Source organism: Gilliamella sp. Pas-s25, assembly GCF_009795885.1.
GTDB lineage: Bacteria > Pseudomonadota > Gammaproteobacteria > Enterobacterales > Orbaceae > Gilliamella.
Window position 1 is genome coordinate 105,561 of the sequence record NZ_WTEV01000004.1, and the last position, 25,934, is coordinate 131,494.

Annotated in this window: 27 protein-coding genes and 1 tRNA gene; 11 read left to right on the forward strand and 17 right to left on the reverse strand. The window is 34.4% G+C overall.

What is annotated here, in order from left to right; all coding sequences use genetic code 11:
• Positions 1-5: 5 nt before the first annotated feature.
• Both uxaC and GQ593_RS03300 read right to left on the reverse strand, forming a co-directional pair.
• Positions 6-1,412, reverse strand: coding sequence for a glucuronate isomerase (gene uxaC / locus GQ593_RS03295; protein ID WP_160430607.1), 1,407 nt, complete (start codon positions 1,410-1,412; stop codon positions 6-8).
• A gap of 16 nt (positions 1,413-1,428) precedes the next feature.
• On the reverse strand, positions 1,429-2,898 hold the full coding sequence (locus GQ593_RS03300; RefSeq protein WP_160430608.1) for a mannitol dehydrogenase family protein: 1,470 nt from the start codon (positions 2,896-2,898) through the stop codon (positions 1,429-1,431).
• A gap of 278 nt (positions 2,899-3,176) precedes the next feature.
• Here GQ593_RS03300 and GQ593_RS03305 point away from each other — a divergent pair, with 278 nt between their 5' ends.
• The 3 genes from GQ593_RS03305 (at position 3,177) to GQ593_RS03315 (ending at position 5,952) form a co-directional block, all read left to right on the forward strand.
• On the forward strand, positions 3,177-3,938 hold the full coding sequence (locus GQ593_RS03305; RefSeq protein ID WP_160430609.1) for a GntR family transcriptional regulator: 762 nt from the start codon (positions 3,177-3,179) through the stop codon (positions 3,936-3,938).
• 79 nt (positions 3,939-4,017) lie between these two features.
• On the forward strand, positions 4,018-5,199 hold the full coding sequence (gene uxuA, locus GQ593_RS03310; protein WP_160430610.1) for a mannonate dehydratase: 1,182 nt from the start codon (positions 4,018-4,020) through the stop codon (positions 5,197-5,199).
• A gap of 327 nt (positions 5,200-5,526) precedes the next feature.
• Positions 5,527-5,952 carry a DUF3597 domain-containing protein gene (locus GQ593_RS03315; RefSeq protein WP_160430611.1) on the forward strand — a complete coding sequence of 142 codons (426 nt, stop codon included), beginning with the start codon at positions 5,527-5,529 and terminating at the stop codon, positions 5,950-5,952.
• Between the two features lie 99 nt (positions 5,953-6,051).
• Here the strand turns inward: GQ593_RS03315 and pth are convergent, their stop codons facing one another.
• From pth to GQ593_RS03355, 8 genes are all read right to left on the reverse strand, one after another.
• A complete protein-coding gene (gene pth, locus GQ593_RS03320) occupies positions 6,052-6,636 on the reverse strand; it encodes an aminoacyl-tRNA hydrolase (RefSeq protein WP_160430612.1) in 585 nt (194 codons plus the stop codon).
• A 73-nt stretch (positions 6,637-6,709) separates the two neighbouring features.
• Positions 6,710-7,657: a ribose-phosphate pyrophosphokinase gene (locus GQ593_RS03325; protein WP_160430613.1), complete on the reverse strand. Its 948-nt coding sequence runs from the start codon at positions 7,655-7,657 to the stop codon at positions 6,710-6,712.
• Positions 7,658-7,912: 255 nt separating this feature from the next.
• Positions 7,913-8,290 carry a hypothetical protein gene (locus GQ593_RS03330; protein ID WP_160430614.1) on the reverse strand — a complete coding sequence of 126 codons (378 nt, stop codon included), beginning with the start codon at positions 8,288-8,290 and terminating at the stop codon, positions 7,913-7,915.
• 213 nt (positions 8,291-8,503) lie between these two features.
• Positions 8,504-9,172 carry an SMI1/KNR4 family protein gene (locus tag GQ593_RS03335; RefSeq protein WP_160430615.1) on the reverse strand — a complete coding sequence of 223 codons (669 nt, stop codon included), beginning with the start codon at positions 9,170-9,172 and terminating at the stop codon, positions 8,504-8,506.
• Positions 9,173-9,855: 683 nt separating this feature from the next.
• A complete protein-coding gene (locus GQ593_RS03340; protein ID WP_160430616.1) occupies positions 9,856-10,281 on the reverse strand; it encodes a hypothetical protein in 426 nt (141 codons plus the stop codon).
• 21 nt (positions 10,282-10,302) lie between these two features.
• A complete protein-coding gene (locus GQ593_RS03345) occupies positions 10,303-10,650 on the reverse strand; it encodes a hypothetical protein (protein ID WP_160430617.1) in 348 nt (115 codons plus the stop codon).
• Positions 10,651-10,811: 161 nt separating this feature from the next.
• On the reverse strand, positions 10,812-12,167 hold the full coding sequence (locus tag GQ593_RS03350; RefSeq protein ID WP_160430618.1) for a PFL family protein: 1,356 nt from the start codon (positions 12,165-12,167) through the stop codon (positions 10,812-10,814).
• Positions 12,168-12,202: 35 nt separating this feature from the next.
• Entirely contained in the window at positions 12,203-12,472 is a 270-nt protein-coding gene (locus GQ593_RS03355) for an ACT domain-containing protein (RefSeq protein ID WP_160430619.1), read from the reverse strand.
• Between the two features lie 143 nt (positions 12,473-12,615).
• Between GQ593_RS03355 and GQ593_RS03360 the strand changes: the two genes are divergently transcribed.
• Positions 12,616-13,830: a pyridoxal phosphate-dependent aminotransferase gene (locus GQ593_RS03360; protein ID WP_160430620.1), complete on the forward strand. Its 1,215-nt coding sequence runs from the start codon at positions 12,616-12,618 to the stop codon at positions 13,828-13,830.
• A gap of 145 nt (positions 13,831-13,975) precedes the next feature.
• On the opposite strand, the gene GQ593_RS03365 is transcribed toward GQ593_RS03360, so the two are convergent.
• Positions 13,976-14,731: a M48 family metalloprotease gene (locus GQ593_RS03365; RefSeq protein WP_160430621.1), complete on the reverse strand. Its 756-nt coding sequence runs from the start codon at positions 14,729-14,731 to the stop codon at positions 13,976-13,978.
• A 154-nt stretch (positions 14,732-14,885) separates the two neighbouring features.
• Between GQ593_RS03365 and queA the strand changes: the two genes are divergently transcribed.
• Positions 14,886-15,926 (forward strand): tRNA preQ1(34) S-adenosylmethionine ribosyltransferase-isomerase QueA, encoded by a 1,041-nt coding sequence (gene queA / locus GQ593_RS03370; protein ID WP_160430622.1) that lies wholly within the window; start codon positions 14,886-14,888, stop codon positions 15,924-15,926.
• 80 nt (positions 15,927-16,006) lie between these two features.
• On the opposite strand, the gene GQ593_RS03375 is transcribed toward queA, so the two are convergent.
• The gene (locus GQ593_RS03375; RefSeq protein ID WP_160430623.1) at positions 16,007-16,651 is read right to left on the reverse strand and encodes a M48 family metalloprotease; all 645 of its coding nucleotides are present in this window, start codon (positions 16,649-16,651) and stop codon (positions 16,007-16,009) included.
• A 173-nt stretch (positions 16,652-16,824) separates the two neighbouring features.
• On the opposite strand from GQ593_RS03375, the gene tgt reads away from it, so the two are divergent.
• Together tgt and GQ593_RS03385 are read left to right on the forward strand one after the other, a co-directional pair.
• Complete coding sequence (tgt, locus tag GQ593_RS03380; protein ID WP_160430624.1) at positions 16,825-17,961, forward strand: tRNA guanosine(34) transglycosylase Tgt; 1,137 nt, start codon at positions 16,825-16,827, stop codon at positions 17,959-17,961.
• Between the two features lie 73 nt (positions 17,962-18,034).
• A tRNA-Pro gene (locus GQ593_RS03385) sits at positions 18,035-18,111 on the forward strand.
• 351 nt (positions 18,112-18,462) lie between these two features.
• Here the strand turns inward: GQ593_RS03385 and GQ593_RS03390 are convergent.
• From GQ593_RS03390 to GQ593_RS03405, 4 genes are all read right to left on the reverse strand, one after another.
• Positions 18,463-18,783 carry a hypothetical protein gene (locus tag GQ593_RS03390; protein WP_160430625.1) on the reverse strand — a complete coding sequence of 107 codons (321 nt, stop codon included), beginning with the start codon at positions 18,781-18,783 and terminating at the stop codon, positions 18,463-18,465.
• Positions 18,784-18,797: 14 nt separating this feature from the next.
• Positions 18,798-19,088, reverse strand: coding sequence for a hypothetical protein (locus GQ593_RS03395; RefSeq protein ID WP_160430626.1), 291 nt, complete (start codon positions 19,086-19,088; stop codon positions 18,798-18,800).
• A 24-nt stretch (positions 19,089-19,112) separates the two neighbouring features.
• Complete coding sequence (locus GQ593_RS03400; protein WP_160430627.1) at positions 19,113-19,445, reverse strand: hypothetical protein; 333 nt, start codon at positions 19,443-19,445, stop codon at positions 19,113-19,115.
• Between the two features lie 743 nt (positions 19,446-20,188).
• Positions 20,189-21,217: a LacI family DNA-binding transcriptional regulator gene (locus GQ593_RS03405; RefSeq protein ID WP_160430628.1), complete on the reverse strand. Its 1,029-nt coding sequence runs from the start codon at positions 21,215-21,217 to the stop codon at positions 20,189-20,191.
• A 292-nt stretch (positions 21,218-21,509) separates the two neighbouring features.
• Here GQ593_RS03405 and GQ593_RS03410 point away from each other — a divergent pair, with 292 nt between their 5' ends.
• The 4 genes from GQ593_RS03410 (at position 21,510) to rimL (ending at position 24,376) form a co-directional block, all read left to right on the forward strand.
• Positions 21,510-21,953 (forward strand): PTS sugar transporter subunit IIA, encoded by a 444-nt coding sequence (locus GQ593_RS03410; protein WP_160430629.1) that lies wholly within the window; start codon positions 21,510-21,512, stop codon positions 21,951-21,953.
• Between the two features lie 32 nt (positions 21,954-21,985).
• On the forward strand, positions 21,986-22,258 hold the full coding sequence (locus GQ593_RS03415; RefSeq protein WP_160430630.1) for a PTS sugar transporter subunit IIB: 273 nt from the start codon (positions 21,986-21,988) through the stop codon (positions 22,256-22,258).
• A 20-nt stretch (positions 22,259-22,278) separates the two neighbouring features.
• Positions 22,279-23,640 (forward strand): PTS ascorbate transporter subunit IIC, encoded by a 1,362-nt coding sequence (locus tag GQ593_RS03420; protein ID WP_160430631.1) that lies wholly within the window; start codon positions 22,279-22,281, stop codon positions 23,638-23,640.
• 184 nt (positions 23,641-23,824) lie between these two features.
• The gene (gene rimL / locus GQ593_RS03425) at positions 23,825-24,376 is read left to right on the forward strand and encodes a 50S ribosomal protein L7/L12-serine acetyltransferase (protein ID WP_160430632.1); all 552 of its coding nucleotides are present in this window, start codon (positions 23,825-23,827) and stop codon (positions 24,374-24,376) included.
• Positions 24,377-24,474: 98 nt separating this feature from the next.
• Here the strand turns inward: rimL and GQ593_RS03430 are convergent, their stop codons facing one another.
• On the reverse strand, positions 24,475-25,923 hold the full coding sequence (locus GQ593_RS03430) for an APC family permease (RefSeq protein ID WP_160430633.1): 1,449 nt from the start codon (positions 25,921-25,923) through the stop codon (positions 24,475-24,477).
• Positions 25,924-25,934: the final 11 nt, after the last annotated feature.

Below are 25,934 nucleotides of genomic sequence, written 5' to 3' on the forward strand. Positions count from 1 at the left end.
TGTTACTATTTAGAAAAGTAAAAATTAGCATTATTGAAGCAAATATTTCTGATCATATTTCCTACTAAATTAAAATCAGCAGGAACTTCGCCATTTTCGATCCAATTTCCAACCATATTGCACAAAATTCGTCTAAAATACTCGTGTCTTGTAAATGAAAGAAAACTACGTGAATCTGTTAACATTCCAACAAATTGGCTTAATAATCCCATTTGTGAAAGCTGCATAAGTTGACGCTCCATACCATCTTTTTGGTCGTTGAACCACCACCCTGATCCAAATTGAATTTTGCCTGCGATACCTGAACCTTGGAAATTACCAGCCATCGTAGCTAAGACTTCGTTATCTCTAGGATTTAAGCAATATAGTATTGTCTTAGGTAGCTCATCAGTCAGATCTAAAGTTCCCAACAATGAAGATAAAGGTTCTGCGATTGGTCTATCACCAATTGAATCAAATCCTGCATCTGGACCCAGCAATTTAAACATCCTTTGATTATTATTGCGTAAAGCACCTAAGTGTAATTGCATAACCCAATTACGTTTATGGTATTGCTTACCTAACCAAACAAGAACTGCTGTACTAAATTGTGCTATTTCTAATTCAGATAAAGATTGATTACTTAGACGTTTATTGAGTATTAAATCGAGTTGTTTCTCTGAAGGGATATCTGCATAGCGTAATATTTCAATACCATGGTCAGATGCTTCACAGCCATGCAGTTCAAAATGATCAAGCCTTGTTAATAATGCAGTGAGTAGTTCTGAAAAAGTGTTTATTTCAATATCACAAACCTGACCTAATTGAGAAATATAGTCAGTAAATCCAGATAGTTCAATTTTAAATACTTTATCAGGCCGCCAACTAGGTCTTACTTTAGTTTCAAAGGAATCATCCAAGCTTATTTGTTTATGGTATTGAAGTGAATCAATTGGGTCGTCAGTAGTACCCACTGCCCTAACATTCATTTGTTTCAAAATACCTTTTGTCGAAAATTCTTCTGTAGCTAATTGCTCATTAGCCTGAAGCCAAATTTTTTCAGCTGTTTTTTCATTAAAAAGAATATTTTTTATACCAAACGGACGCCTTAGCTCTAAATGAGTCCAATGATAAATTGGATTGCCTAATGTTAAAGGAACCACTTTTGCCCAAGCTAAGTATTTTTCGTAATCTGATGCACTACCAGTAATAAATTTTTCATCTACACCGGCGGTACGAAGTACTCTCCATTTATAGTGATCACCGGCAAGCCAAATCTCTGCTAAATTACAGAATTTTTTATTGTCCGCAATATCTTTTGGAGATAAATGACAATGATAATCATATATTGGTTGATCTTCTGCATAATCAAAATAGAGTCTTTGCGCCGTTTCGGTTTGTAACAAAAAGTTCTCATCCAAAAAATTTTTCATTATATTTAATCCACCTTTAGCTTGATAAATTGCTGATAGTTTGTTTTGCCCCATAGTTCATTAAAGAAAGGTAATGTATCGTCACTTTTTCTTTAAATAATGCATTGTTCGGCAAATCTAAACCAAAGACAGCCTCTAAGCGTAATAAAGCATTTACTCGTTCAATGCCATCCGTGCTAGTTTTAACAATAGTTTGTAGTTGTTCAGACATTGGATCTCGTAAATCTATTGACTGGTTATTATCATCAATGCCGCCAACATAGCGCATCCACCCCGCAACACCTAAAGCTAGCAATGAAAAATCTGAACCATTTTTGATATGCCAACGGATTGAATCCAACATTCTTTGAGGTAACTTTTGAGTACCATCCATCGCAATTTGCCATGTTTTATGTTTTAACGATGGATTACTAAAACGTTCAATAAGTTTGTCTGCATAATCTTGCAAATTAACATGATCAGGAACGTGAAGTGTTGGTGCTTGTTGCAGCATCATCAATGCTAAAGTTGTTTTTTTATAATTAACATCATTCATGCAATCATTAATGTGCTCGTAACCGGCCAAATAACCTAAGTAGGCTAAAAAAGAATGGCTACCATTTAGCATACGAAGTTTCATCTCTTCATATGGAACAACATTATCAACAAATTCAGCACCAACTTCATTCCAATTAGGGCGGTTAGTCACAAAATTATCTTCTATAACCCACTGAATAAAAGGTTCACAAGCAATACCACATGGATCAAACATACCGCCTAATGTATCTTCAATTTCAGTTAATGTTTCGGATGTTGCGGCTGGGACAATACGGTCAACCATAGTACATGGGAATGTTGTATTAGACTCAATCCAATTTGCTAATTGTGGATCTCGAGCGTTAGCTAATCCTAATATTGCTTTTTTTAAGACTAACCCATTTTCAGGAATATTATCGCATGATAAAGCAGTAAAAGATTTTAATCCTCGTTGCATTCTTCTATAAAGCGCCTCGACAATAACTCCTGGGGCAGACATAGGCTTTGTTGGATTCGCTAAGTCAGCTTTAATTAATGTATTATTTAAATCTAATCCAGCTCCACTAGGTAACATGCAATAACCCTTTTCTGTTACTGTTAATGAAACAATTTCAACGACTGGATCAGTCATCTTTTCTAAAATTACATCTATGCCATCTGTTGGTGCTAACAATGATTCTTTCACGCTACCAATAATAAATGCTTCTTTTGATGTCGCACCTTTTTCTAACACAGTATACAAATGGTCTTGTTTACGAATTTCATTAATTAATTCTTCACCACCAACAATATTAACTTCACAAATACCCCAATCACTGTTTCCCTTGTTAAGGAGGCGATCGGTCAATAACGCTTGATGAGCGCGGTGGAAAGCACCGAATCCCAAATGAACAATTCGTGAGATTATTTTTTGCCGGTCATATAAAGGTCTATGTTGGATTGATTTAGGAAGATTTAATAAATTTAACATTCTATTCACCGTAATTATCTATTTAACCATCTTATTGGTTAGACATATTTTCATTTGTCGGCAAAATTTTCACCCCAATTTTTTCTTTTTTGTGATATAAATCACGTTTTTTGGTTTATCTTATATGTGATACTCAAAAAAAATCTATAATACAAAACCACATTGGCATTCCAATTATGAAATTAAATGAATTTATCCCATAATTGACTTATAGTACTTATAATAATTAGCGTATAATTATCCTAATTAGACCAAAATTAGAATGAGGATTATAAATAATGCTAACGGTTAATCGGCTATACCAAAAAATTGGTAATGAACTGAAATCATTATTAAAAAGTGGTACCTATAAAATTGGTGAGCGGTTACCGCCAGAAAGAGATATTGCTGACGCGTTTAGTGTAAGTAGAACTGTTGTCCGTGAAGCTCTAATCATGCTGGAGCTCGAAAATTTAGTCACAGTCAAAAAAGGTTCTGGCGTATATGTAATTGGTTTACCAAATGAAATATTATCAGAAACAGATAAAAAAATTGAAGAAGAAGATTTTGGTCCTTTTGAACTATTACAGGCTAGACAATTAATTGAAAGTAATATCGCCGCTTTTGCCGCTTCACAAATTGTAAAATCCGATATTATTGAATTAAGAGCTATCTTAGAGCAAGAACGGCAAATTTTAGAACAGGATATTTTAGACGATTACAGTGCAGATGAAATGTTTCATATTGCAATAGCAAGAGCGACCAAAAACTCAATACTTGAAAGTTTGCTAGATGATTTATGGCAAAAACGTTCTGCTAGCAAAATGTGGAATCAATTACACTGTAGAATTACCGATCATAGTTATCGAAAAAAATGGCTTTATGATCACGAAAAAATTCTACAAGCATTACAAGTGAAAGATGCAATGGCTGCACGCCACGCTATGTGGCAACATTTAGAAAATGTTAAGCAAACATTAATGACAGTTTCTGATAGTGAAGATCCAAATTTTGATGGTTATTTATTTGATTCTATTCCTGTTAACATTGTTAACCAATAGGCAACATAAAATTAGCGCTATTTATAGCTGTTTTAATTTCAGAAATAAAATAAATTAAAATTTTTTAAGGAGAATTTAAATGGAACAAACAATGCGTTGGTTTGGTCCTAGCGATCCAGTATCATTAGATGATATTAAGCAAGCTGGGGCAACGGGAATTGTTACAGCTTTGCACCATATTCCAAATGGCGAAGTATGGACAATAGACGAAATTCAAAAACGAAAAAAAATTATCGAAGAAAAAGGTTTAACTTGGTCCGTTGTTGAAAGTATTCCTGTACACGAAGAAATTAAAACCCACTCAGGTAATGTTAAACAACATATCGCAAATTATCAGCAATCAATTAGAAATTTAGCTGCTTGTGGAATTGACACTGTTTGTTACAATTTTATGCCAGTTTTAGATTGGACTCGAACAGATCTTTCTTATGAATTACCTGATGGTTCAAGGGCATTACGGTTTGATCAAGTTGCCTTTGCCGCATTCGATATTTATCTATTAAAACGACCTAATGCAGAAAAAGATTATTCACAGCAAGATGCCATTTTAGCAAAAACATATTTTGAACAAATGACACAAGCAGATAAAGATAAACTTGTTGCAAATATCATTGCAGGTTTACCGGGTGCTGAAGAAGGTTATTCACTTGATCAATTTCGTGCTCATCTCGCAACTTATGATAATATTGATAAAGAAAAATTACGTGAAAATTATGCCTATTTTTTAAAAGCTATTGTCCCTGTAGCTGAAGAAGTTGGTGTTGTTTTAACTGTTCATCCGGACGATCCTCCGCGCCCAATATTAGGCCTACCTCGTATTGTTTCAACGATCGAAGATATGCAATGGATTAAAGATACAGTTGATAGTATTCATAATGGCTTTTGTTTTTGTACGGGTTCTTATGGCGTTCGTAGCGATAATGATTTAGCTATCATGGCTGAAAAATTTGCCGACCGTGTCCACTTTATTCACTTACGAGCAACAGTTCGTGAAGAAAACCCTCTATCTTTTCATGAAGGTGATCATTTAGCTGGTGATGTTGACATGTATTCTGTAATGAAAGCACTGATTACAGAAGAACAACGACGTAAAAAGACCGGGATCAAACGCCCTATTCCTGTTCGCCCAGATCATGGACATCAAATGCTAGATGATCTGAAGAAAAAGACCAATCCTGGCTACTCAGCTATAGGCCGCTTGCGAGGTTTAGCTGAAATTCGTGGTGTTGAATATGCAATCCTTCGCGCTTTTTTTAATTAGTTGAACTCAGTTCAATCAATTATAATTATTACAGTCATTAATCCTAACAATTTCAATGCCCTATTAAGGGCATTTTTTATAAAAATTTTATAAAGTTGCAGATCGATAATCCTTTTTTTGATTGTAATTAATTCGCTTAATATTAGAATAATATTTAAAATCATTGATTAACATCTTGGTAAACATTGTATCGTAATACATAAAATGCTATTAAAGCATAACTCTTTTGACATTCTATCCTGTTAAGCGTTATATTAATTTTGATATTTTCTACATCTATATCATTAAGCAGTTTTTTATAAGCAGTTTAAACTTAAGAGGTGTAATATGGGTATCTTAAATAACATTTTTTCTAAAGTATTTCCTAGTGCTCAAGCAACAGTAGAAAATGCCGTTGATACAGTGAAAGATAAAGTTGAAAATATCACTGCATCAGTCAAAGATACGGTATCAAGTGGTTCACAACAAGTTCAAGAAAAGGTGGAGCAAAGCACATCTAATGTTGATGTCACGTCAATCCTTGATAATTTAGCTAAAAAGCATCCTGAAGCACTTAACTGGAAAACGTCTATCGTCGATTTATTAAAATTACTCGGTATAGATAGTAGCTTGGATGCACGTAAAAAATTAGCACAAGAACTAAATTATACTGGCAGTACTGATGATACTGCAGCAATGAATACATGGTTAATTAAAGAAGTCATGAAGAAAATCGCTGAAAAAGGCGGTAACATTACTCATCTGTTTTCTTAATCAAACAATCTAAGATAATGACAATCCACCCAATCTTGGGTGGATTTTTTATAATATTCAATCAGCTATCCATTAACCATTTGTTATTAAATCAATAAACTAAGCCTTAAAAGCGTGTAATTGATTCATCGCAGCATCGATACTTTGAGATAATAAAATATCCGTGCAGCGCACCGATTCATCAATAGCTTTATCAATCAATGCTTGTTCAGGTTTAGAGGGTTTGTTAAGAACGTAGCCAACCACTTTATTTTTATCACCAGGATGACCAATACCAATCCTTAATCGATGAAAATTTAAATTATTACCCAATTTGCTGGCAATATCTTTTAGCCCATTATGCCCACCATGACTACCACCAAACTTAAGTTTAGCTATACCAGGGTTCAAGTCGAGTTCATCATGGGCAACTAATATTTCTTCTGGCTTTATTTGGTAAAATGACGCCATCGCTTGCACCGCTTTACCACTTAAATTCATAAATGTAGTTGGAACTAATAAACGCACATCATGACCAGAAATATTGATTCGTGATGTGTAACCAAAAAATTTTGGTTCATTTTTTAATGATTGATTATAACGCTGAGCTAATTGTTCAACAAACCATGCACCAGCGTTGTGCCTTGTTGCTGCATATTCATTGCCGGGATTGGCAAGTCCTACTATCAGTTTTATCGTTGTCATAATATTTTTATTGTCACTGATTTTATTGTGAAAAATGCCCCAAAAGGGGCATTTAACTCAATGATAAAATAGATTATTGATGGAACATAGCTGAAATCGATTCTTCATTACTGATTCGACGAATTGCTTCAGCAAGCATACCTGACAATGTTAATTGGCGAACATTTTTCAATGCTTTTACTTCAGCCGTTAATGGAATTGTGTCGCAAACAACAATTTCATCAATAGCACTGCTTTTAATGTTACTCACTGCTTTACCTGAAAAAATTGGATGCGTTGCATAAGCAAACACTCTTTTTGCTCCTCGCGCTTTTAAAGCGTCGGCTGCTTTACAAAGTGTTCCTGCTGTATCAATCATATCATCAACTAAGATACAATCTCTATCCGCAACATCACCAATAATATTCATCACTTCAGCTTCATTTGCACGTTGACGGCGTTTATCAATAATCGCCATATCAGTATCATTAAGCAGTTTAGCTATCGCACGAGCACGCACCACACCACCAATATCTGGAGATACCACAATTGGACGTTCAAACTGACGTTGTAACATATCTTCTAAAATAACTGGGCTAGCAAATACGTTATCCACAGGCACATCAAAAAAACCTTGAATTTGCTCTGCATGAAGATCAACGGTTAATACCCTATCAACACCAACAGTTGATAAAAAATCAGCGACAACTTTAGCAGTAATAGGTACACGAGCCGAACGAACTCGACGATCTTGCCTTGCATAACCAAAATAAGGAATAACCGCAGTAATACGACCAGCAGATGCGCGACGCATTGCATCGATCATAACCAGTAATTCCATTAAATTGTCATTGGTTGGAGCACAAGTTGATTGAATAATAAAAACATCTTCACCACGGACATTTTCATTGATTTGGACATTAACTTCACCATCACTAAAACGGCTTACAACAATGTCACCAAGAGAAGTATAAAGACGATTAGCTATACGTTTTGCTAGTTCGGGTGTGGCATTACCAGCAAAAAGCTTCATATCAGGCACGAGAAATCCTCAAGCATGTATTCATGATTACTTAATTCGTAATCGGTTAAATCGGGGCTACAATTATATAATCATTTATCTATCATGCTCAACCACAATATAAAAATAAATCAAAAATATTTGATAACAGATTATAAACAACATAACTACTTTTTACAGATAACTGCAACAAGTTATAAGCAAGGTATGATCCAATAAGCAAGATAATGTCATTTGAAGCAATTAGACGAGTTTAGTTATTCTTCTATTTAAACCTTAAAGTTCTATAGGGTATAACATAACATTATCTGGAGTAGTAAAAAATGATACATAGCTACCTATTTCACAGCTGTCAGATGCTTCTATAAAAATAATATCTTTTCCAAGTGACAAAACTAAAATACCTTGTTCTTCACAAGATATCACTTTTGCATTAAAAACTATGTAGTTATCAATTAAATTGATACTACAATTATGTTTTTCTGCAAGGACTATATTTTTATCCCACTCAAAAAAATCATTGATTTCTAATTCAATATGATAAGAAGTATTAGATAATGGTTTATTATCTTGCCAATGAGCAGCACCATGACCTAAATCAGATTTGAATGTGACTAAATGCTCGCCTATTTTACCGTTTAAAGTAATTTTCATTTTGTAATACTATATTCTAACTTAGATAAAATACACTAATTCATACAAATTTTTAGGAAATAGCTACACCCTAAGCTTATCGATAAAAGTAGCAACGCATTACGTTCAATACATTACCTAGTTACATTCACGACTATTTTCAGGTTTGCTATTTCAGATTCTTTTACTTGTCCACTTTTTTGACTAAGATTGATGTAGCTAGCTTGGTCATTGTTACAGAAAACCTTCCTCTTTCAATTTGGCAAGTACTTCGCGCCCTTTTTCAGATAACTCCATTTTTTTTAAATAAATAATAAGCCTGTTTTGTGGAGTCATTGATATACTTTTTGGATACTTTATGAAAGAATCTAATGCTTCATCAGGGAAAGGAATATTAGGATTATTATATTCATCTTCATCAGGATTATAATCATCTTCAATTTCTGTTTTGGTAATCATTGATAAAAATGCATCAAAGGAATTTGCAACAAGCTTTAAATTAGTATTTTGTTCTAGGTAACCATTTTTTACAGACAAGTCAAAATAGAGATCATTAACTTCATGATCCCAATAATAAACTTGGCCATTTGGGCTTAAGCAAAGTAGATCACCATAATTAAGCGTGGCTATGGCAAAATAATTTTCGGGTATTCTATCTAAATAAGTATCATTAATCTCAATGAGATCTTCATAATATTTCTTTGAAAAACCCAAAATGACCTCTAAGGGCAATAATTCTCCGTCACAATCAATACAGTAGTCAAAATTAACCTCAGTATTAAAAACAACTACATTATATTTTTTCAAGAAATCAATATAAGTATTGTTTGAATCTATTTTTAACTTTAACTTTGAAATACGTTTATCAATGTTTTTAGGAACATTGTATTTTGATTTAAACATGTTAACTCCTAATATTTTCATGAATAAAAATAAATGCGTTACTGGTATGAAGAAAGCTATTATGAAATTTTACAGCCAAAATAATCATATAATTTTTATCAACATGATACCAGTAAAATGGAACGTTATAAAACTATCTGTTACAGCATTAAGCCTTTGGTTAAATTTGAAAATATATTGACAATAAGTTAAGACAGCAAGCGGAATATTTACTTTTAGGCTGCATTTTTTGTAAAAAATATTCAGGATTCTATACCGTTTCGTGATTAATTGAGATTTAAACAGATTCCATTTATTAAAACGTTGAATAACCTTGCATCAATCAAATATTCACGAAACTCGCCAGCCCTTCAATGAATGAAGAAGTGCAAAAAATAGAACGTTAATAAAGATGTAATGTTCACTTTTCAGGCTGTATTTTTTGTAAAAAATATTCAGGATTCTATACCGTTTCGTGATTAATTGAGATTTAAACAGATTCCCTTTGTTAGATTCACAAGATAGCAAATTATTTATTCAATATTATCATACGGTAAACAACATAAAACGATTTCTTGAAAGGCGTCTTATGCGTTTTTAGAGAATTATTTTAATCATGAAGTGTCAACAACTCGGCCTTTTTATACACTTTAAAGAATATTTAATGTGCTATAAGAAAATTTAATTTATTACCTGTTAATTTTCTATTTTTTCTCATTAAGAATATTAGTAAATAAACGATGTATATTCTGACAAAAAATTGAATTTTCAATTAAATCAGGCAATACAAGCACATAATAAAATACATGCTGAAAATGCAAATTTATATCATAAGGCTCAAAATCTGAATCATTATCAAACTTAAACAAAGTCGCGGTTCCATGTAATTTTGTACTTTTTGCCTCAATGCAAAAACAGCCTTCACCATTAATATCTAAATTGTAGCCATACTCAAGGTGATGATCTTGCATCTCATCATTTTTATAACAAAATAGAAATTCATCATTTCGAAAACGACTTCGCTCACATTGATAATTGATTGCTGCTAATTTTTTGAACCATGCAGAAACCACATCATCTATTGATTTATTAGTATAAAATCCATACATAACTCCAGTCCATTCAGCCATATGTCTTTCCTAAATAATTTTTTATTCAAATTTATTATTTTTTCTAAATTCATCCAATTTTAGTGCATCTGGGGAAAAATCATCAATATATCCTAATAAGGATATATCGGTTTTATTATTTACCTCAGTTAACCATTGACAAAAATGATTAAAAATCAAATCATCTTTTTCAGTTTGCAGCAAAAAACCATTACCGATAGTATGAGAGTCAGATAATATGTTTAGTGCATAAAGGAACTCTTCTTTATTTTTAATAATCCAACTTATAGGTAAATTCATCATCATATCAATAATTTTTAATTCATCGCTATAGTCCATCAATGAGGGTTTATTGTTTAAATAAGTGGTAAAGTATATTATCTTCCACATTTGGCATCTCATCATTGTTAATGAATAAAAGAACTATGATATAAAGTTATGTATTAATTTAGATTATTTTATACCTCAAGCAATATAACCTTTTTGATATACCGCCTACTTTAAGGGTAGACGGAATAAGAAAAATCACTAAATTATAAAAAATTGATACATTAATTTTTAAATGAATGAATGGGAGCCGGAATTCGCCCACCACGATTGATGAAATCACATGAGCCAAATTTGCTTACCGGCATGACTGGTGCATGACCTAGTAAGCCACCAAATTCGATATTATCGCCAACTTTTAACCCCACCGCAGGAATAATTCGTACCGCGGTTGTTTTATGGTTAATCACCCCTATTGCAGCCTCATCAGCAATAATCGCTGAAATAGTTTCAGCTGGCGTATCGCCAGGAATAGCAATCATATCAAGCCCAACAGAGCATACACAGGTCATTGCTTCAAGTTTTTCAAGATTTAGTGCACCGTTATTGACAGCATCAATCATCCCTGCATCTTCAGAAACAGGGATAAATGCTCCGCTTAAACCACCAACATGACCACATGCCATCACGCCGCCTTTTTTTACCGCATCATTAAGCATGGCTAGTGCTGCTGTTGTGCCATGCGTGCCCACTGCTTCTAATCCCATTTCTTCTAAAATATGGGCAACCGAGTCACCAATGGCTGGCGTTGGTGCTAATGATAAATCGACAATGCCAAATTTAACACCTAAACGCTCAGAAGCTTCTTTACCAACTAGTTGTCCCATTCGTGTAATTTTAAATGCGGTTTTTTTGATGGTTTCAGCAACAATATCAAAAGGTTCACCTTTAACTTTTTCCAGCGCTCGCTTAACTACTCCCGGTCCACTAACACCCACATTTATAACACAATCAGCTTCACCTACACCATGAAAGGCACCGGCCATAAATGGGTTATCTTCAACTGCATTGGCAAACACAACTAACTTAGCACATGCCATACTGCTATTATCTGCCGTTAATTTTGCCGCCTCTTTGATAATATGCCCCATTTGCTTTACGGCATCCATGTTGATCCCCGTTTGGGTAGAACCCACATTAACTGATGAACAAACTCGTTCGGTTTGTGCGAGTGCTTGAGGAATAGATTTAATTAAAATTTCATCGCCTTTATGATAGCCTTTTTGCACCAGCGCAGAAAAGCCACCAATAAAGTTAACGCCCACCGCTTTGGCTGCTTGATCAAGTGTTTTGGCAAACGCGACATAATCTTTATCATCGCTTGCGCCAGCAATTAATGATATGGGGGTGACAGAAATACGCTTATTAATAATTGGAATACCGAATTCTGAGGTAATCTCATCGCCGACTTTGACCAAATTTTTAGCTAAGCGTGTGATTTTGTCATAAATTTTTTGCCGTGCTTTTTCACCATTACTATCAATACAATCAAGGAGAGAAATACCCATGGTTATGGTGCGGATATCAAGCTTTTCTTCCTCAATCATTTTAATGGTTTCGAGGATCTGTTTTGTTTCCATTAGAACTATCCTTTTAAATAAACAACGAATTAATATTACAAACGATGCATAGCATCAAAAATTTCTTCACGTTGTAAGTTGACCTTGACCTTAAGCTTATCGCCCGTTTGGATAAGAGCTGTTTTTACCTCATCAAATGACACTTTAATTTTAGATAAATCAAGTAACATAATCATCGTAAAATATTCATCCATAATGGTTTGGCTGACATCTAAAATATTAATATCTAATTCATACAATTGTTGGCTAATACCGGCAATAATTCCCGTTTGATCTTTACCGATGACGGTTAAAATGGTTTTCATAATACGCTCCGCACAATTTTTAGACATTTAAAAGGTATTTATTAAGCTAACTATAATAGCATCTTCAAAAATTATCGAAATAGGAGTAGATTGTTTTTTTATTAAAGCAAAAAACTATCACAATAAATAGAAAGGGCGATATTATGGTTAATTTCCAAAAATCCAATAAATTGGAACATGTTTGTTATGACATTCGTGGACCAATTCTTGAACATGCAAAGCGACTCGAAGAAGAAGGACAAACTATTCTTAAACTTAACATTGGAAATCCTGCCCCTTTCGGTTTTGCTGCCCCTGACGAATTATTAGTTGATGTGATTAGAAATTTATCTTCTTCACAAGGTTATTGTGATTCCAAAGGACTTTATTCTGCCCGTAAAGCAATCATGCAACATTATCAAGCCCGAGGAATTAGTAGTTTAGATGTTGAAGATATTTACATAGGTAACGGTGTATCAGAACTAATAGTGCAATCGATGCAAGCCTTACTTAATAGTGGTGATGAAATACTCGTTCCTATGCCGGATTATCCTTTATGGACAGCGGCTGTTAGTTTGTCTGGCGGTAATGCCGTGCACTACCTTTGTGATGAAGAAGCAAACTGGTCACCAGATCTAGAAGATATCAAACAAAAAATCACCCCCAAAACCAAAGGAATTGTGATTATTAATCCCAATAATCCAACTGGCGCTGTTTATAGTAAAGATGTGTTACTTGAAATCGCGGAAATTGCTAGACAACATAATTTGATTATTTTTGCTGACGAAATTTACGATAAAATTTTATATGATGATGCTAAGCATTATTCTATCGCCGCATTAGCACCCGATTTATTTGTTATTACCATGAGTGGTCTATCAAAAACCTATCGTGTTGCAGGGTTCAGGCAAGGTTGGATGGCGCTTTGTGGTCCTAAGCTTCATGTAAAAGGCTATATTGAAGGGTTAAATATGTTGGCGTCAATGCGCTTATGTGCCAATGTGCCATTACAACATGCAATTCAAGGTGCGCTAGGTGGTTATCAAAGTATCAACGAATTTATTGTACCTGGGGGGCGATTATACGATCAGTGTATGTTGGCGTGGCGTTTACTTAATGATATTCCCGGCGTAACATGTACTAAGCCACAAGGTGCTTTGTATCTATTTCCCAAATTAGATCAGAAAAAATTTAACATCCAGAACGATCAAAAATTGGTATTAGACTTTTTGTTACAAGAAAAAGTGTTACTTGTACAAGGTACCGGATTTAACTGGCATAAACCCGATCATGTTAGAATTGTTGCTTTACCACATACCGGAGAACTTCAAGATGCGATAGGAAGATTTGCCAGATTCCTGTCTTCTTATAAGCAATAAAAACAGTAGTACCTTTTGTTTATTGCCCTCTAAATGTATTTATTGGTTGATGGATCACTTCATCAACTAACACCTACTATTGAACACAATAAATACTATATAAAAAAGCGTCTTTAATGACGCTTTAGATTAGAAACGACTGTGCTTATTTTTTTAGTTCAGCAAGTTTTTTACGAATATTAGCAGCACGATCTGATGAAGATGGATGGCTACTTAAGATTGACGAATCACCGCCACCTAATTTATCAAAAGCAGTTGCTAGACCTGCTGGATTAATTTTTTTCTTAATTAAGTAATCGAAAGAATAATTATCCGCATCTTGTTCTTGTTTTTGTGAAAACTGAGAGTTAATCACTGCTGTCGCTAAAGCACCTAAGCTAGATTTAGATAATTTAGCAACTGTTGCATTACCTGATACAGCGGCTGCATCACGAGCAATTTCGGTTGCATATTGCACTTGAATCGCTTTTTTGCTGTGACCTAAAGCAACGTGACCTAATTCATGACCTAAAACGCCTTCAATTTCATTGTCAGTCATCATGTCCATTAAACCACTATAAACACGAACACAACCATTAGCCATCGCCCACGCATTAACATCTTTTGTAATGTATACTTTATAGTTAATTGGCGTTCCATCTAAATTGTGACCAAGTGCTTTAGCAATTTTATTTAATCGTTTAGTATAAGCACTTTTTGCTGGAGCAACTTTTGATTGGGCATCCATTTCAGCACAAGCTTGTTTAGCTATGTCTTTTACATCATTATCACTAAGTGTTGCAGCTTTTAAACCTTTCATTCCTAAGTTAACTGCGTCATTAGGATTGATGTTACAACCAGCTAGAGACATCGCTGCAACTAAAGGTAGTGCAACCAACAATGTTTTGTTTGGGGTTTTCATACTATTTTCCTTATATTAATATAAAATTCAATTGCCTAATTTCTTTTAGACGGTTGGAATTTTAACGCAACTATCATAATAATCAACAAATAATTACTTGCTTAGGCATTATGGGGGCTTTAGACTAATGCCTCTTTTGTTAAGGAACACAATTATGCAACTATCCGATTTTGATTTTTATCTCCCCAAAGAGCTGATTGCCAAACATCCTTCAAAAACCAGAAGTGCATGTCGACTTTTATCACTTGATAGCCATACAGGTAAAATTGAAGATAATGTATTTACTGATATTATCGACAAAATAAATCCAGGTGATTTACTGATTTTTAACAACACAAAAGTAATTCCTGCTCGCGTGTATGGAAAAAAAGCTTCAGGAGGAAAAATCGAAATATTAATAGAAAGGATATTAGATGATAATCGAGCGCTTGCGCATATTAAGGCATCGAAATCCCCCAAAGTAGACGCAGAACTGATATTAGGAGAAGATGCATCTACTCATGTTACGATGCTTGCACGCCACGATACTTTATTTGAATTACAGTTTCCTGATGATGTTCTTAGCATTTTAAATAAAATTGGCCATATTCCATTACCGCCTTATATCGATCGTCCTGATGATGAACAAGATCGTGAAGTTTATCAAACTGTTTATAGCAAAGTGCCCGGTGCCGTCGCAGCCCCCACTGCCGGTCTTCATTTCGATAAACCTTTATTAGAAAGACTAAAACAAAAAGGGGTTGAAATGGCATTTGTTACTTTACACGTTGGCGCAGGAACATTTCAGCCAGTTAGAGTTGAAAATATTCAAAAACATGTTATGCACTCAGAGTATGCCGAAGTACCTGAATCTGTTGTAGAGGCGGTATTAGCATGTAAAGCGAGAAACAATAAAGTAATCGCCGTGGGAACAACGTCGGTTCGCGCTTTAGAAAGTGCTGCGCAAAGAACAGGTGAAATAGCGCCTTTTTTTGCCGATACGCAAATTTTTATATATCCGGGCTACCAATTTAAGGTTGTTGACTCTCTGATCACCAATTTTCATCTGCCAGAATCAACGTTGATTATGCTTGTTTCTGCATTTGCTGGTTACCAAAATACCATGAATGCTTATCAACATGCAGTTAAAGAAAACTACCGATTTTTTAGTTACGGTGATGCTATGTTTATCACTGATCTGAGTAATCAATCTTAATGAAATATTAAATAGATAGCCAATCTGATTTGAATTAATCTCAAATCAGATTGGTTATTTTCAATTAACTACTCAGATATTTATTTACCGTTTATCCTATTAATAATATTCATTATGCGTTTTTTGCTTGAAGGATGAGATGTTGGATTATTTGTTGAATGAATAGGCACTTTTACTAGCATTTCAACTAAACTCATCGGATCAATATTTTTACTCACTAATAAATCAAAAGCATAATTATCAGCTTCGACTTCATATTGTTGAGCAACTTCTTCTTTAGCAATAATAACAAGTTCGTCAATGTTATCAGTAAATTCTATATAAGGGGCTTGTAGAAATAAACTAACTGCATGTTTGAGCGCTATATGCGCCTGTTCGTGAGCAAGCACTGCTTGTAACTCATTATCATTTAACAATTTTATTAAGCCACTGTTGACACGTATGCAGCCATTTGCGGTAGACCATGCATTAGGCTCGGTATTAATATAGACTTTATAATTTATCTCAATATTATTTGCTTTTGTGGGTAAGGTTTTAGCAATTTTATTTATCCTTTGGCTTAATGCATGATCGTCAGCAGGAATCACTGATCGCTTATCTATTTCAATGCAAGCAAGCTCACTAATGGCAAATATATCATTTTCAGAGAGCGATTTAAGCCGTTCTGCGGTAATGACTTTTGGATAAGTCTTATTTGGGATCTGACAGCCAGTGATTAAAAACATCAACAAACACAACAAGAATAATATAATGCGTTTCAAACGATTCAAAGCCCCTTCAAATATTGTTTATTCTAGTCAGGCGCGATAAACTAGGCCCTGCAAATTAATGATACGGTATGTATTATAACAATAATTCGCGCCAAACTGTTTATTTGGTCGCAAGAGGTTAATAAAAAATGAAATTTGAATTAGATAATACCGACGGATTAGCGCGTCGGGGACGTATGAAGTTCGATCGTCGCGGGGTCGAATATACTGTTGAAACCCCAGCCTTTATGCCTGTTGGTACTTATGGCACGGTAAAAGGTATGACACCTGAAGAGATTGCCGCAACTGGTGCTCAAATCTTGCTCGGCAATACATTCCATTTATGGTTAAGACCTGGGCAAGAAATCATGCGAAAACATGGTGATTTACATGATTTCATGCAGTGGCATGGCCCAATTCTAACAGATTCAGGTGGGTTTCAAGTTTTCAGTCTTGGGGACATTCGCAAAATAAAAGAAGAAGGCGTCTATTTTCGTAATCCGATTAATGGCGATTCAATTTTCTTATCACCTGAAATCTCAATGGAAATTCAATATGATTTAGGTTCAGATATTGTCATGATTTTTGATGAATGTGCGCCCTTTCCAGCAGATTGGGATTACGTCAAAAAATCAATGGAAATGTCATTACGCTGGGCCAAACGAAGTCGCCAGCGATTTGATGAATTAGGCAACAAAAATGCGCTATTTGGTATCGTGCAAGGCGGTATACATCAGGAGTTACGTGATATCTCAATTAAAGGGTTAACCGAAATTGGCTTTGATGGCTATGCTGTTGGAGGATTAGCTGTTGGCGAGCCTAAAGCGGATATGCACCGAATTTTAGAGGGTACGTGTCCACAATTACCTGCCGATAAGCCTCGTTACCTAATGGGAGTGGGTAAGCCTGAAGATTTAGTTGAAGGAGTACGCCGAGGTATTGATATGTTTGACTGTGTGATGCCAACCCGAAATGCGCGTAATGGTCACTTATTTGTCACCGATGGGGTGATTAAAATCCGTAATGCGAAATATAAGGACGACACCACACCACTTGATCCACATTGTGATTGCTATACGTGTAAAAATTATACTAAATCTTATCTTCATCACCTAGATAAGTGTGGTGAAATTTTAGGTGCGCGTTTAAATACCATCCATAATTTACGTTATTATCAACGCTTAATGGCAGAAATTCGTGAAGCGGTTGCCAACAAACGTTACGAAGATTTTGTTGTCGAATTTTATCAACGCATTGGCAAAACGCCTGCTCCTTTAGCAAAATAAACAGGTAACAGACATAATTTTTTGCAGTAAGTATTGACACTTTTTAGTTAGCGCAGTATTATGCGCTTCCTAACGGCGAGTAGCGCAGCTTGGTAGCGCAACTGGTTTGGGACCAGTGGGTCGGAGGTTCGAATCCTCTCTCGCCGACCATTATCACCTTTCAAAACCTTTTTTAATATAATTAAATCATTAAAAAATACTAAGTTATAGTAATTCATTGAGACACAAAAAGACGTGTTTAGACGCTATAAGATCGCTTTTTTGTATATTTTTTAGTTTATAATCATTTTTATTAATGTTTTTGTATATTTTTTAAAAATGGTAATAAGAATATGAAAAGCAAGATTAATAGATTATTAGATTTAAATATTAAAAATGCTAAAACAAAAGAAAAAGAATATTTATTAAATAAACACAAAACTTAAGATATACAAAATAAAAAGGTAAAACTCCCAATAGTTTCATAAAAAAGAGGGATGATCCTCTTTTTTATGAATTTAACTAATTTTCTCTAATTTTATTCATGTTGATAAACTTATAAACAACACCATTTTTACAAGTACTCGATGTATATTCCCCCTCTTCTCGCATTTGAGCAGTAGCTTTATTATACTCTTCTTCGTTTAAATTACAGTGTTTAACCATTTCACTAAGTAGCACAACAGGATGTTGATTAGCTGGTAATTGTATATTTTTATCAAAATTATCGCTCAACGTAACTTTATCTGTTAAAAAATCGTAAGTAATTATGTTGTTATCACTACAACCAACCAAAACAAAACCTAAAACACTAATACAAATAAAACTAATTATTTTTTTCATTATTTAGTTCCTTTTTACTTAGCATTAATTAATTTGTAGGTAATACCATTTTTACAAACTTTTGTTGTGTATTTACCATCAGTATTTAAATTTGTAGCAAGTGTGACAATATCTAGATTACAATTTTTACTAATTTCATTCATTATTTTCATATAGCCAACCCCAGTCAAATCTGGGGCTTGAGCATCAAAACCGCTTGCTGTTGCTTTACCTGTTTTTAAGTCATAAGTAATTGTGTTTTTATCTCCGCAACCTGTTAATAAAAATCCTATAACACACACAGACTTAATTACTAATTTTTTCACTTTAACCGTCCTTTATATAATTAACTAATTTAAACTATTTAAAAACATATTAATTAAAACTGAAATACCACCAATGACTATTGAGAGCCCGCACATCATTGAGCCAGCTTTACTATTTGCTCCACCCTTAATGATCGCAAAAATTCCGACAGCAACACCGACTATAGCAAAAAAAATATTAATTCCATTTGGCATAAAAAAACTCATAACACTACAAAATAATGCTCCTGCTCCAATCATTGCTCCAGTTATAGTCTGCTGTTTTCTTTGTTGTGCTTTTAAGTCTTTTTGCGCTTCTCTGTTATAAAATTCTCGTTGTAATGTTTCGAGATCTTTTTCTTGCTTATTTTGTTCCATTTTTTACTCCCAAAGGTTTTATAAAAATTAAGTTAAATATACGTTAAAAATTGGATATTCATTATACATTGATCGGTTTCGCAGATCAATTCAATTAACTATGATAGTTTGCATCTATCATAGTTAAGCATACTGATCGTTGTAAGCTTTCAATATTTTTTTTAAAAGTAAAGTTAACAATAGAAAGAGGTTAATTTAATTGCTATTTCGCTAGGCACTTTAGGAATAGAAAAATTGAAAATGATCCTCGTAAAAAAAGTGGGCAGAAGTCGCTTCTATGATATAAATACAAATCATAGGAGACAAATATCATGGTCAGAAAATTTAGCGTAGAATTCAAATAACAATCAGGCAATTATGCGTTATCTGATACTGATCTTTCTATCAGTGAACGAGCCAATCGCCGAGGAGTAGGCAAATCAATCCTAGATAAGAGGATCAGGTAACTTACCCAAAACCAGCCATCGAGAGTTAACCGCTTAGTAATAGCGAATAGTACTATTTGAATATAGCGAAATCTATTATAATCGATATGTCTTCATTCAGCCAACGGCTGGATATCGCCTGAACAATATGAACAACAATATTACCGAAATGAAAAAATGATAGAGGTGGGCACTGCCTAATATTTTAGCGAGGATCAATACAACAATCTTCAGAAAAATAGACTATTCAATCCCAAACTAGCAAATGCACAGCATTTAGGATGGATTCATTTCTATTTATGACTTTTCTAACAAAATCTATAAGCTATCTCTTGATTGAATCATTGGCGTTAACGCTGATAAGTCTGATTGATAATTGGTTTCATCTCTTAACTTATTTAATAGTAGATTGGCCATATATTTGCCAATTTGTTCAGACGGCTGTGTAACGGTGGTTAGTGGTGGAAAACTGACTTTGCTAAACTCGCTATCGCCAAATCCACTTACCGCTAGTTGATATGGAACGCGAATATGCCGCCGTTGACATTCATAAAGCACGCCACATGCTAATTCATCTGTCGTACAGATTAATGCATCTATCTCTGGCCAGTTCAAAAGCACATCCGAAAGTAATTCGCTACCAGTGCTAAAATTAGCAGGCTTAGCGGCATTGATGATCCTATGCGTAGATAAATGGTGATTTAGCATTGCTTTATGCCAACCATGTAAACGTTGTTGAAAAAGGTGGTGCTGCTGGTTAGCACAAAGTAATCCAATATATCGATAACCTTTTTCAATCACATGTTCAGTCAACATATACATTGCTAAACCATCATCCAATCCCACATTCAGATTGGTTAATTCATCATATTGCTTGCCAATATTCATCACTTGAACGGTTTTATTTCGAGCTATCTGTCGAATAAAATCATCATTTTCCACATAAAAAAGGAGTATTGCCTTAAGATTATGGCTATATAGTGTATTTAATAATTGTGATTCACATTTAAGGTAGTGGTAAGATTCAATGATTAATATGGTATATCCTTCTTGTGCCAAGCTTGCTTGTAACGCATTAAGTAATATTCGAGTGGCGCTATCATAGATCTTAGTCGTTATAACTGCGATGACCTGATTAGCGTTTGCTGATGCTAACAAGCTAGCTGCAACATTGGGTTTATACCCTAACGTATCGATGGCAATCTGAATTTTTTTACGAAGTTTATCTGAAACACGCTCTGGACTACGCAAAGCGCGAGATACCGTCATAGAGCCAACACCCGCAAATTTAGCCACATCAAATAAAGTAACCTGTCCTGTACTTCTGCGTTTTTTTATATCCTGCATCTTTCACTCCAATTGCATGTCAATGATAGCCAATTAACAGTGGATGTATCATAACCTCATAAAAGGTTATGGATCTGTCTTTTAAATCACAATTTTTTAAATAATATTATTCGGCAAAAGTAGGCGTTTTCTGATTAATTTATTGAAAATGTTACCTTCATCACATAATGGATGAAAATTTTATCAACTTTGATAGCGCTATCACATTTCTTATTTTTTTTTATTTCTATTATTACGCGGTGTGTTAATTTCCTAATAAGCTCTCAATGAGATCAAATTTAGCGGAGGAAAAATGTTAGCAAAATGGTTAACTAGCCAAACGGTCAATATTGTTGATTCAATCGAGGATTGGCAAACAGCGATACAACTTTGTGCAAAACCGTTATTACAAAATAACGCTATTTCACCTGATTATATTCAAGCCATTTTCAAATTACATGAATCAATTGGCCCTTATTATGTATTAGCCCCCGGCATTGCGATGCCACATGCAAGACCAGAACAAGGCGTAAACCAATTAGGTTTATCAATGCTATTGGTCAAAGAAGGCGTCAAATTTAATTCAGAAGAAAACGATCCTGTTTATTTAATTACTTTATTAGCAGCAAGTGATAGTACTAGTCATATTGAAATATTAACTCAATTGGCAACACTATTTGGTACACAAAATGATATCCAGACAATTTTTAATGCGCAAACCCCTGCTCAAATATTGTCTGTTATTAATCATTATTAAATTTAATTAAACTCAATAAAAGGATAAACACAATGAAAATTATGGCAGTTTGTGGTTCAGGACTTGGTAGTAGCTTTATGGTTGAAATGAACATCAAAAAAGTTCTTAAAAAATTAAATATCGATGCAGAGGTCACACATGCCGATCTTGCTTCAGCAACACCAGATCAAGCTGATATATTTGTCATGACAAAAGATTTAGCGGCCAGTTCAGGTATTCCTGACAATAAATTAGTTATACTAAACAATATTATTGATATCAATGATTTAGAATCAAAACTTGTTGAACATTTTGCTAAGTACTAATCAACCTATGAGGTGTTGCCATGATTCAAGAAATCATAAAATTTATTGTAGATATTTTAAAAGTACCTGCGATATTAGTCGGTTTAATTGCGATGGTTGGGCTAATTGCCCAACATAAATCATTTGCTGATACCGTAAAAGGCACAGTTAAAACAATTTTAGGTTTTTTGGTATTGAGCGGTGGTGCAAGTGTACTTATCAGCGCAATTACCCCACTAGGCATAATGTTTGAACAAGCTTTTAAATTACAGGGTATCATTCCTAATAATGAAGCCATTGTTTCTATGGCATTAAATGAATTCGGTGCAGCAACTGCCTTGATTATGGCATTTGGTATGGTCGCCAATATTGTGGTTGCACGTTTTACACGTTTAAAATTTATCTTTTTGACAGGGCACCATACTTTTTATATGGCTTGTATGATTAGTATTATTTTAACCGTAGCGGGTTTTAAAGGCTGGCAACTCGTGTTCACAGGTTCATTAGTGCTTGGGTTGATTATGGCATTTTTCCCTGCATTAGCACAACCACATATGCGTAAAATTACCGGTAATGATGATGTTGCATTTGGACATTTTGGTACTTTAGGTTATGTGTTAGCAGGGTGGCTTGGACAAGCTGTCGGTAAAAACTCTCGTTCAACCGAAGAGATGAATTTACCTAAAAACTTAAGCTTTTTGCGAGATAGTTCAATTTCAATCTCATTAACAATGATGATTATCTATCTCATTCTAGCGGTATCTGCTGGTGCAAGCTATGTTGAAACCAATCTAAGCAAAGGCGATAATTATTTAGTTTATGCGATTATAGAAGCAATTACATTTGCTGCTGGGGTATTTATTATTCTTCAAGGTGTGCGATTAATTCTGGCTGAAATTGTACCTGCCTTTACAGGGTTTTCGGAAAAATTAGTCCCTAATGCCAAACCAGCTCTTGATTGCCCGGTGGTATTCCCATATGCGCCTAATGCAGTGCTCATTGGCTTTTTATTTAGCTTCCTTGGTGGGCTAGTCGGATTATTTGTTCTAGGACAATTAGACTTAGTCCTCATATTGCCGGGCGTTGTTCCCCATTTCTTTTGCGGTGCTACTGCTGGCGTATTTGGCAATGCAACAGGAGGGCGTTGTGGTGCCATGCTAGGTGCGTTTGCTAATGGTTTATTAGTCACATTTTTACCTGTTATGTTATTGCCAGTATTAGGATCACTGGGTTTTGCTAATACGACTTTCTCCGATGTCGATTTTTGTGGTATTGGGATTATTCTTGGTAATATGGCTAAATGGTTTAACAAAGATATGATAATGGGTATTTTTATTGCTATTTTTGCCATATTAGTTATTTATAATTATGTAGCTAAACCTAAAGTGGATGCAAAAAATTAAGTATACTTACTATAGCCCCTAACCATATTAGGGGCTTTATATACTATATTAATATGAAAAAAATAAGCCAATCATGATTAAAATGTAGTTCTTATTTTATATTGACAGCCAAATATTTTCAGTAACAACTACTATCTGCCCAACCATAAAATTAAATATTAGGCATAAAAAGATAGAAATAAACATGAATAATACCAAACAAGAGAGTATTTATGTTAATCAACATATTTCTCTAAAACCACCAATAAGGGAATTTGCCGCTGAGCTGTATCGTGTTATAGATTTTAATCGAGCGTATTTTAGCCAATTTATGGCATGGCCTAAGTTTGTGACTCACCCAAAAGATACCGTTGATTTCTTAGATTCTTGTTTAACAAGACATCAGAATAATCAGTCAAAAAATTATGTCATTATGTTGAATAATAACGCTGTAGGAATGCTTTCTTTTAATCAAATCGATCAAAATAATAAAACAGCCTACCTGGGTTATTGGTTAGATAGCCGAGTTCAAGGACAAGGGATTATGACACAAGCCATTAATGCCCTAACAAAATATTATGCGACAAAGCGAATCATTAAACGCTTCGTTATTAAATGCTCTGTTGAAAATAAGCAAAGCAATGAAGTGGCCAGACGATGTGGTTTTAGCTATGAAGGTACACTTAAGCAAGCTGAGTATTTAAATGATGTTTTTTACGATCAAAACATTTATAGTCTAATTTCAACTTATCTTTGATAACTATTATCTTAATTAAAAGAAACCAAAAACTTTTGGTTTCTTTTATTGCTACGATAAAATAGCATCAAACAACTATGTAATCAGCAATCACAGTATTATTTACTAGCCATACTGCCATACATGATTAACATAGCAACAACACCGATTGCCAATATCGCTGTAGTGTATTTGGTTTTGACACGATACTTTTTCACTTCACCAACTGAAAGATCTCTATGTTGGTTCTTACTTTGATAATAATAGTACACGGGTAAACCAATTAATGTCAGCACAATTGATGCAATACCATTTTCTGTTTGATGAATCAGCATTCCATAAATGACATAAATAGAACCTGCAATGGCAATAATAGGAATAAGTGGGTAACCAATTACTTTATAAGATCTTGGTATATTAGGGTATTTTTTTCTGGCTATAATAACACCAATAAAAGTTAATAAATAAAAAACCCAAATCGAAAACATTGAAATTTCAGATAAACGATCGGCATCTAATAATACCGAGTATAAAAATGAAAAAACGACAAGCACTAAAATTGCATTTACCGGTGAACGGCTGTCTTCATCTATTGTGCTTAAATAACGCGCACCAACGATATTGCCTCGCTCAGCCATACTAAAAATAGTACGTGATAATGTCATGATGTAGCCATTAATTCCACCTAAAATTGACACCATGATACCAACTGCAACCAAATTACCACCTAAATGCCCAAACAGACGTTGCGATGCCACAGAAGAAGCGTCATGGCCTAATGAGACCATCTCTTGAACTGGAAAGATTTTAAATAATGCAATATTGATACAAGCATAAACAATGACTAAAAATATAATTCCCAAAATAATTGCTTTAGGTAATACTTTAGCAGGCTTATTAATTTCACCCGCAACCGATGCCACTTGAGCCCAACCATCATAAGCAAATAATGTCGCTAAAATCGCAACAGCAAAAGGGGCATATGTCTCAATACCCTGACCACTAGCACTAAACAATGCAACTTGCCCATTTCCTTCACATAATCCAAATATCGCCAATAACATTATTGGAACCAATTTACAAGCCGTCGCAATGGTTTGAAGATACCCCGCTTCTTTGACACCAATTGCATTAATAAAAGCAATAAAACCTAATGCTCCAGCACCTACTGCCATTTTGTATGTACTTTCAATTCCAAATAATGAACAAAACACCGAACTAAAATAACCCACTAGTGCACCAATCAAAGCAGGTGAAAAAATCACTGTCATCATCCAACCATAAAGATGAGAAATTTTGGCACCATAGATTTTTTCTAAATAAACGAGCATTCCCCCAGTTTTTGGAAACATTACACCGAGTTCACAAAGTGTTAACCCGCCACAAATAGAAATAACACCACCAATTATCCAAGCTAATAGTGCATAATGATAATCACCTGCTACTTCTAGTACTGCTGGGGGTTTCATAAAAGCACCTGCCCCTAAAACCATTCCCACAACCAGTGATAATGCAGAAACTAAACCAAGATCTTTCCGCAAGTTATTTTCTAAATTATGATCTGCCATAAAGATCCCCT

Excerpts from the sequence above, each read along its gene's own strand:
- GQ593_RS03360 (WP_160430620.1), top strand. The coding sequence starts at position 12,616 with ATGGTTAATTTCCAAAAATCCAATAAATTGGAACATGTTTGTTATGAC.
- uxaC (WP_160430607.1), bottom strand. The coding sequence starts at position 1,412 with ATGAAAAATTTTTTGGATGAGAACTTTTTGTTACAAACCGAAACGGCG.
- uxuA (WP_160430610.1), top strand. The coding sequence starts at position 4,018 with ATGGAACAAACAATGCGTTGGTTTGGTCCTAGCGATCCAGTATCATTA.
- GQ593_RS03405 (WP_160430628.1), bottom strand. The coding sequence starts at position 21,217 with ATGCAGGATATAAAAAAACGCAGAAGTACAGGACAGGTTACTTTATTT.
- GQ593_RS03315 (WP_160430611.1), top strand. The coding sequence starts at position 5,527 with ATGGGTATCTTAAATAACATTTTTTCTAAAGTATTTCCTAGTGCTCAA.
- GQ593_RS03400 (WP_160430627.1), bottom strand. The coding sequence starts at position 19,445 with ATGGAACAAAATAAGCAAGAAAAAGATCTCGAAACATTACAACGAGAA.
- GQ593_RS03330 (WP_160430614.1), bottom strand. The coding sequence starts at position 8,290 with ATGAAAATTACTTTAAACGGTAAAATAGGCGAGCATTTAGTCACATTC.
- GQ593_RS03430 (WP_160430633.1), bottom strand. The coding sequence starts at position 25,923 with ATGGCAGATCATAATTTAGAAAATAACTTGCGGAAAGATCTTGGTTTA.
- GQ593_RS03365 (WP_160430621.1), bottom strand. The coding sequence starts at position 14,731 with ATGAAAACCCCAAACAAAACATTGTTGGTTGCACTACCTTTAGTTGCA.
- GQ593_RS03415 (WP_160430630.1), top strand. The coding sequence starts at position 21,986 with ATGAAAATTATGGCAGTTTGTGGTTCAGGACTTGGTAGTAGCTTTATG.
- GQ593_RS03335 (WP_160430615.1), bottom strand. The coding sequence starts at position 9,172 with ATGTTTAAATCAAAATACAATGTTCCTAAAAACATTGATAAACGTATT.
- GQ593_RS03420 (WP_160430631.1), top strand. The coding sequence starts at position 22,279 with ATGATTCAAGAAATCATAAAATTTATTGTAGATATTTTAAAAGTACCT.
- tgt (WP_160430624.1), top strand. The coding sequence starts at position 16,825 with ATGAAATTTGAATTAGATAATACCGACGGATTAGCGCGTCGGGGACGT.
- GQ593_RS03390 (WP_160430625.1), bottom strand. The coding sequence starts at position 18,783 with ATGAAAAAAATAATTAGTTTTATTTGTATTAGTGTTTTAGGTTTTGTT.
- GQ593_RS03340 (WP_160430616.1), bottom strand. The coding sequence starts at position 10,281 with ATGGCTGAATGGACTGGAGTTATGTATGGATTTTATACTAATAAATCA.
- GQ593_RS03350 (WP_160430618.1), bottom strand. The coding sequence starts at position 12,167 with ATGGAAACAAAACAGATCCTCGAAACCATTAAAATGATTGAGGAAGAA.
- queA (WP_160430622.1), top strand. The coding sequence starts at position 14,886 with ATGCAACTATCCGATTTTGATTTTTATCTCCCCAAAGAGCTGATTGCC.
- pth (WP_160430612.1), bottom strand. The coding sequence starts at position 6,636 with ATGACAACGATAAAACTGATAGTAGGACTTGCCAATCCCGGCAATGAA.
- GQ593_RS03355 (WP_160430619.1), bottom strand. The coding sequence starts at position 12,472 with ATGAAAACCATTTTAACCGTCATCGGTAAAGATCAAACGGGAATTATT.
- rimL (WP_160430632.1), top strand. The coding sequence starts at position 23,825 with ATGAATAATACCAAACAAGAGAGTATTTATGTTAATCAACATATTTCT.
- GQ593_RS03375 (WP_160430623.1), bottom strand. The coding sequence starts at position 16,651 with ATGTTTTTAATCACTGGCTGTCAGATCCCAAATAAGACTTATCCAAAA.
- GQ593_RS03345 (WP_160430617.1), bottom strand. The coding sequence starts at position 10,650 with ATGTGGAAGATAATATACTTTACCACTTATTTAAACAATAAACCCTCA.
- GQ593_RS03300 (WP_160430608.1), bottom strand. The coding sequence starts at position 2,898 with ATGTTAAATTTATTAAATCTTCCTAAATCAATCCAACATAGACCTTTA.
- GQ593_RS03410 (WP_160430629.1), top strand. The coding sequence starts at position 21,510 with ATGTTAGCAAAATGGTTAACTAGCCAAACGGTCAATATTGTTGATTCA.
- GQ593_RS03305 (WP_160430609.1), top strand. The coding sequence starts at position 3,177 with ATGCTAACGGTTAATCGGCTATACCAAAAAATTGGTAATGAACTGAAA.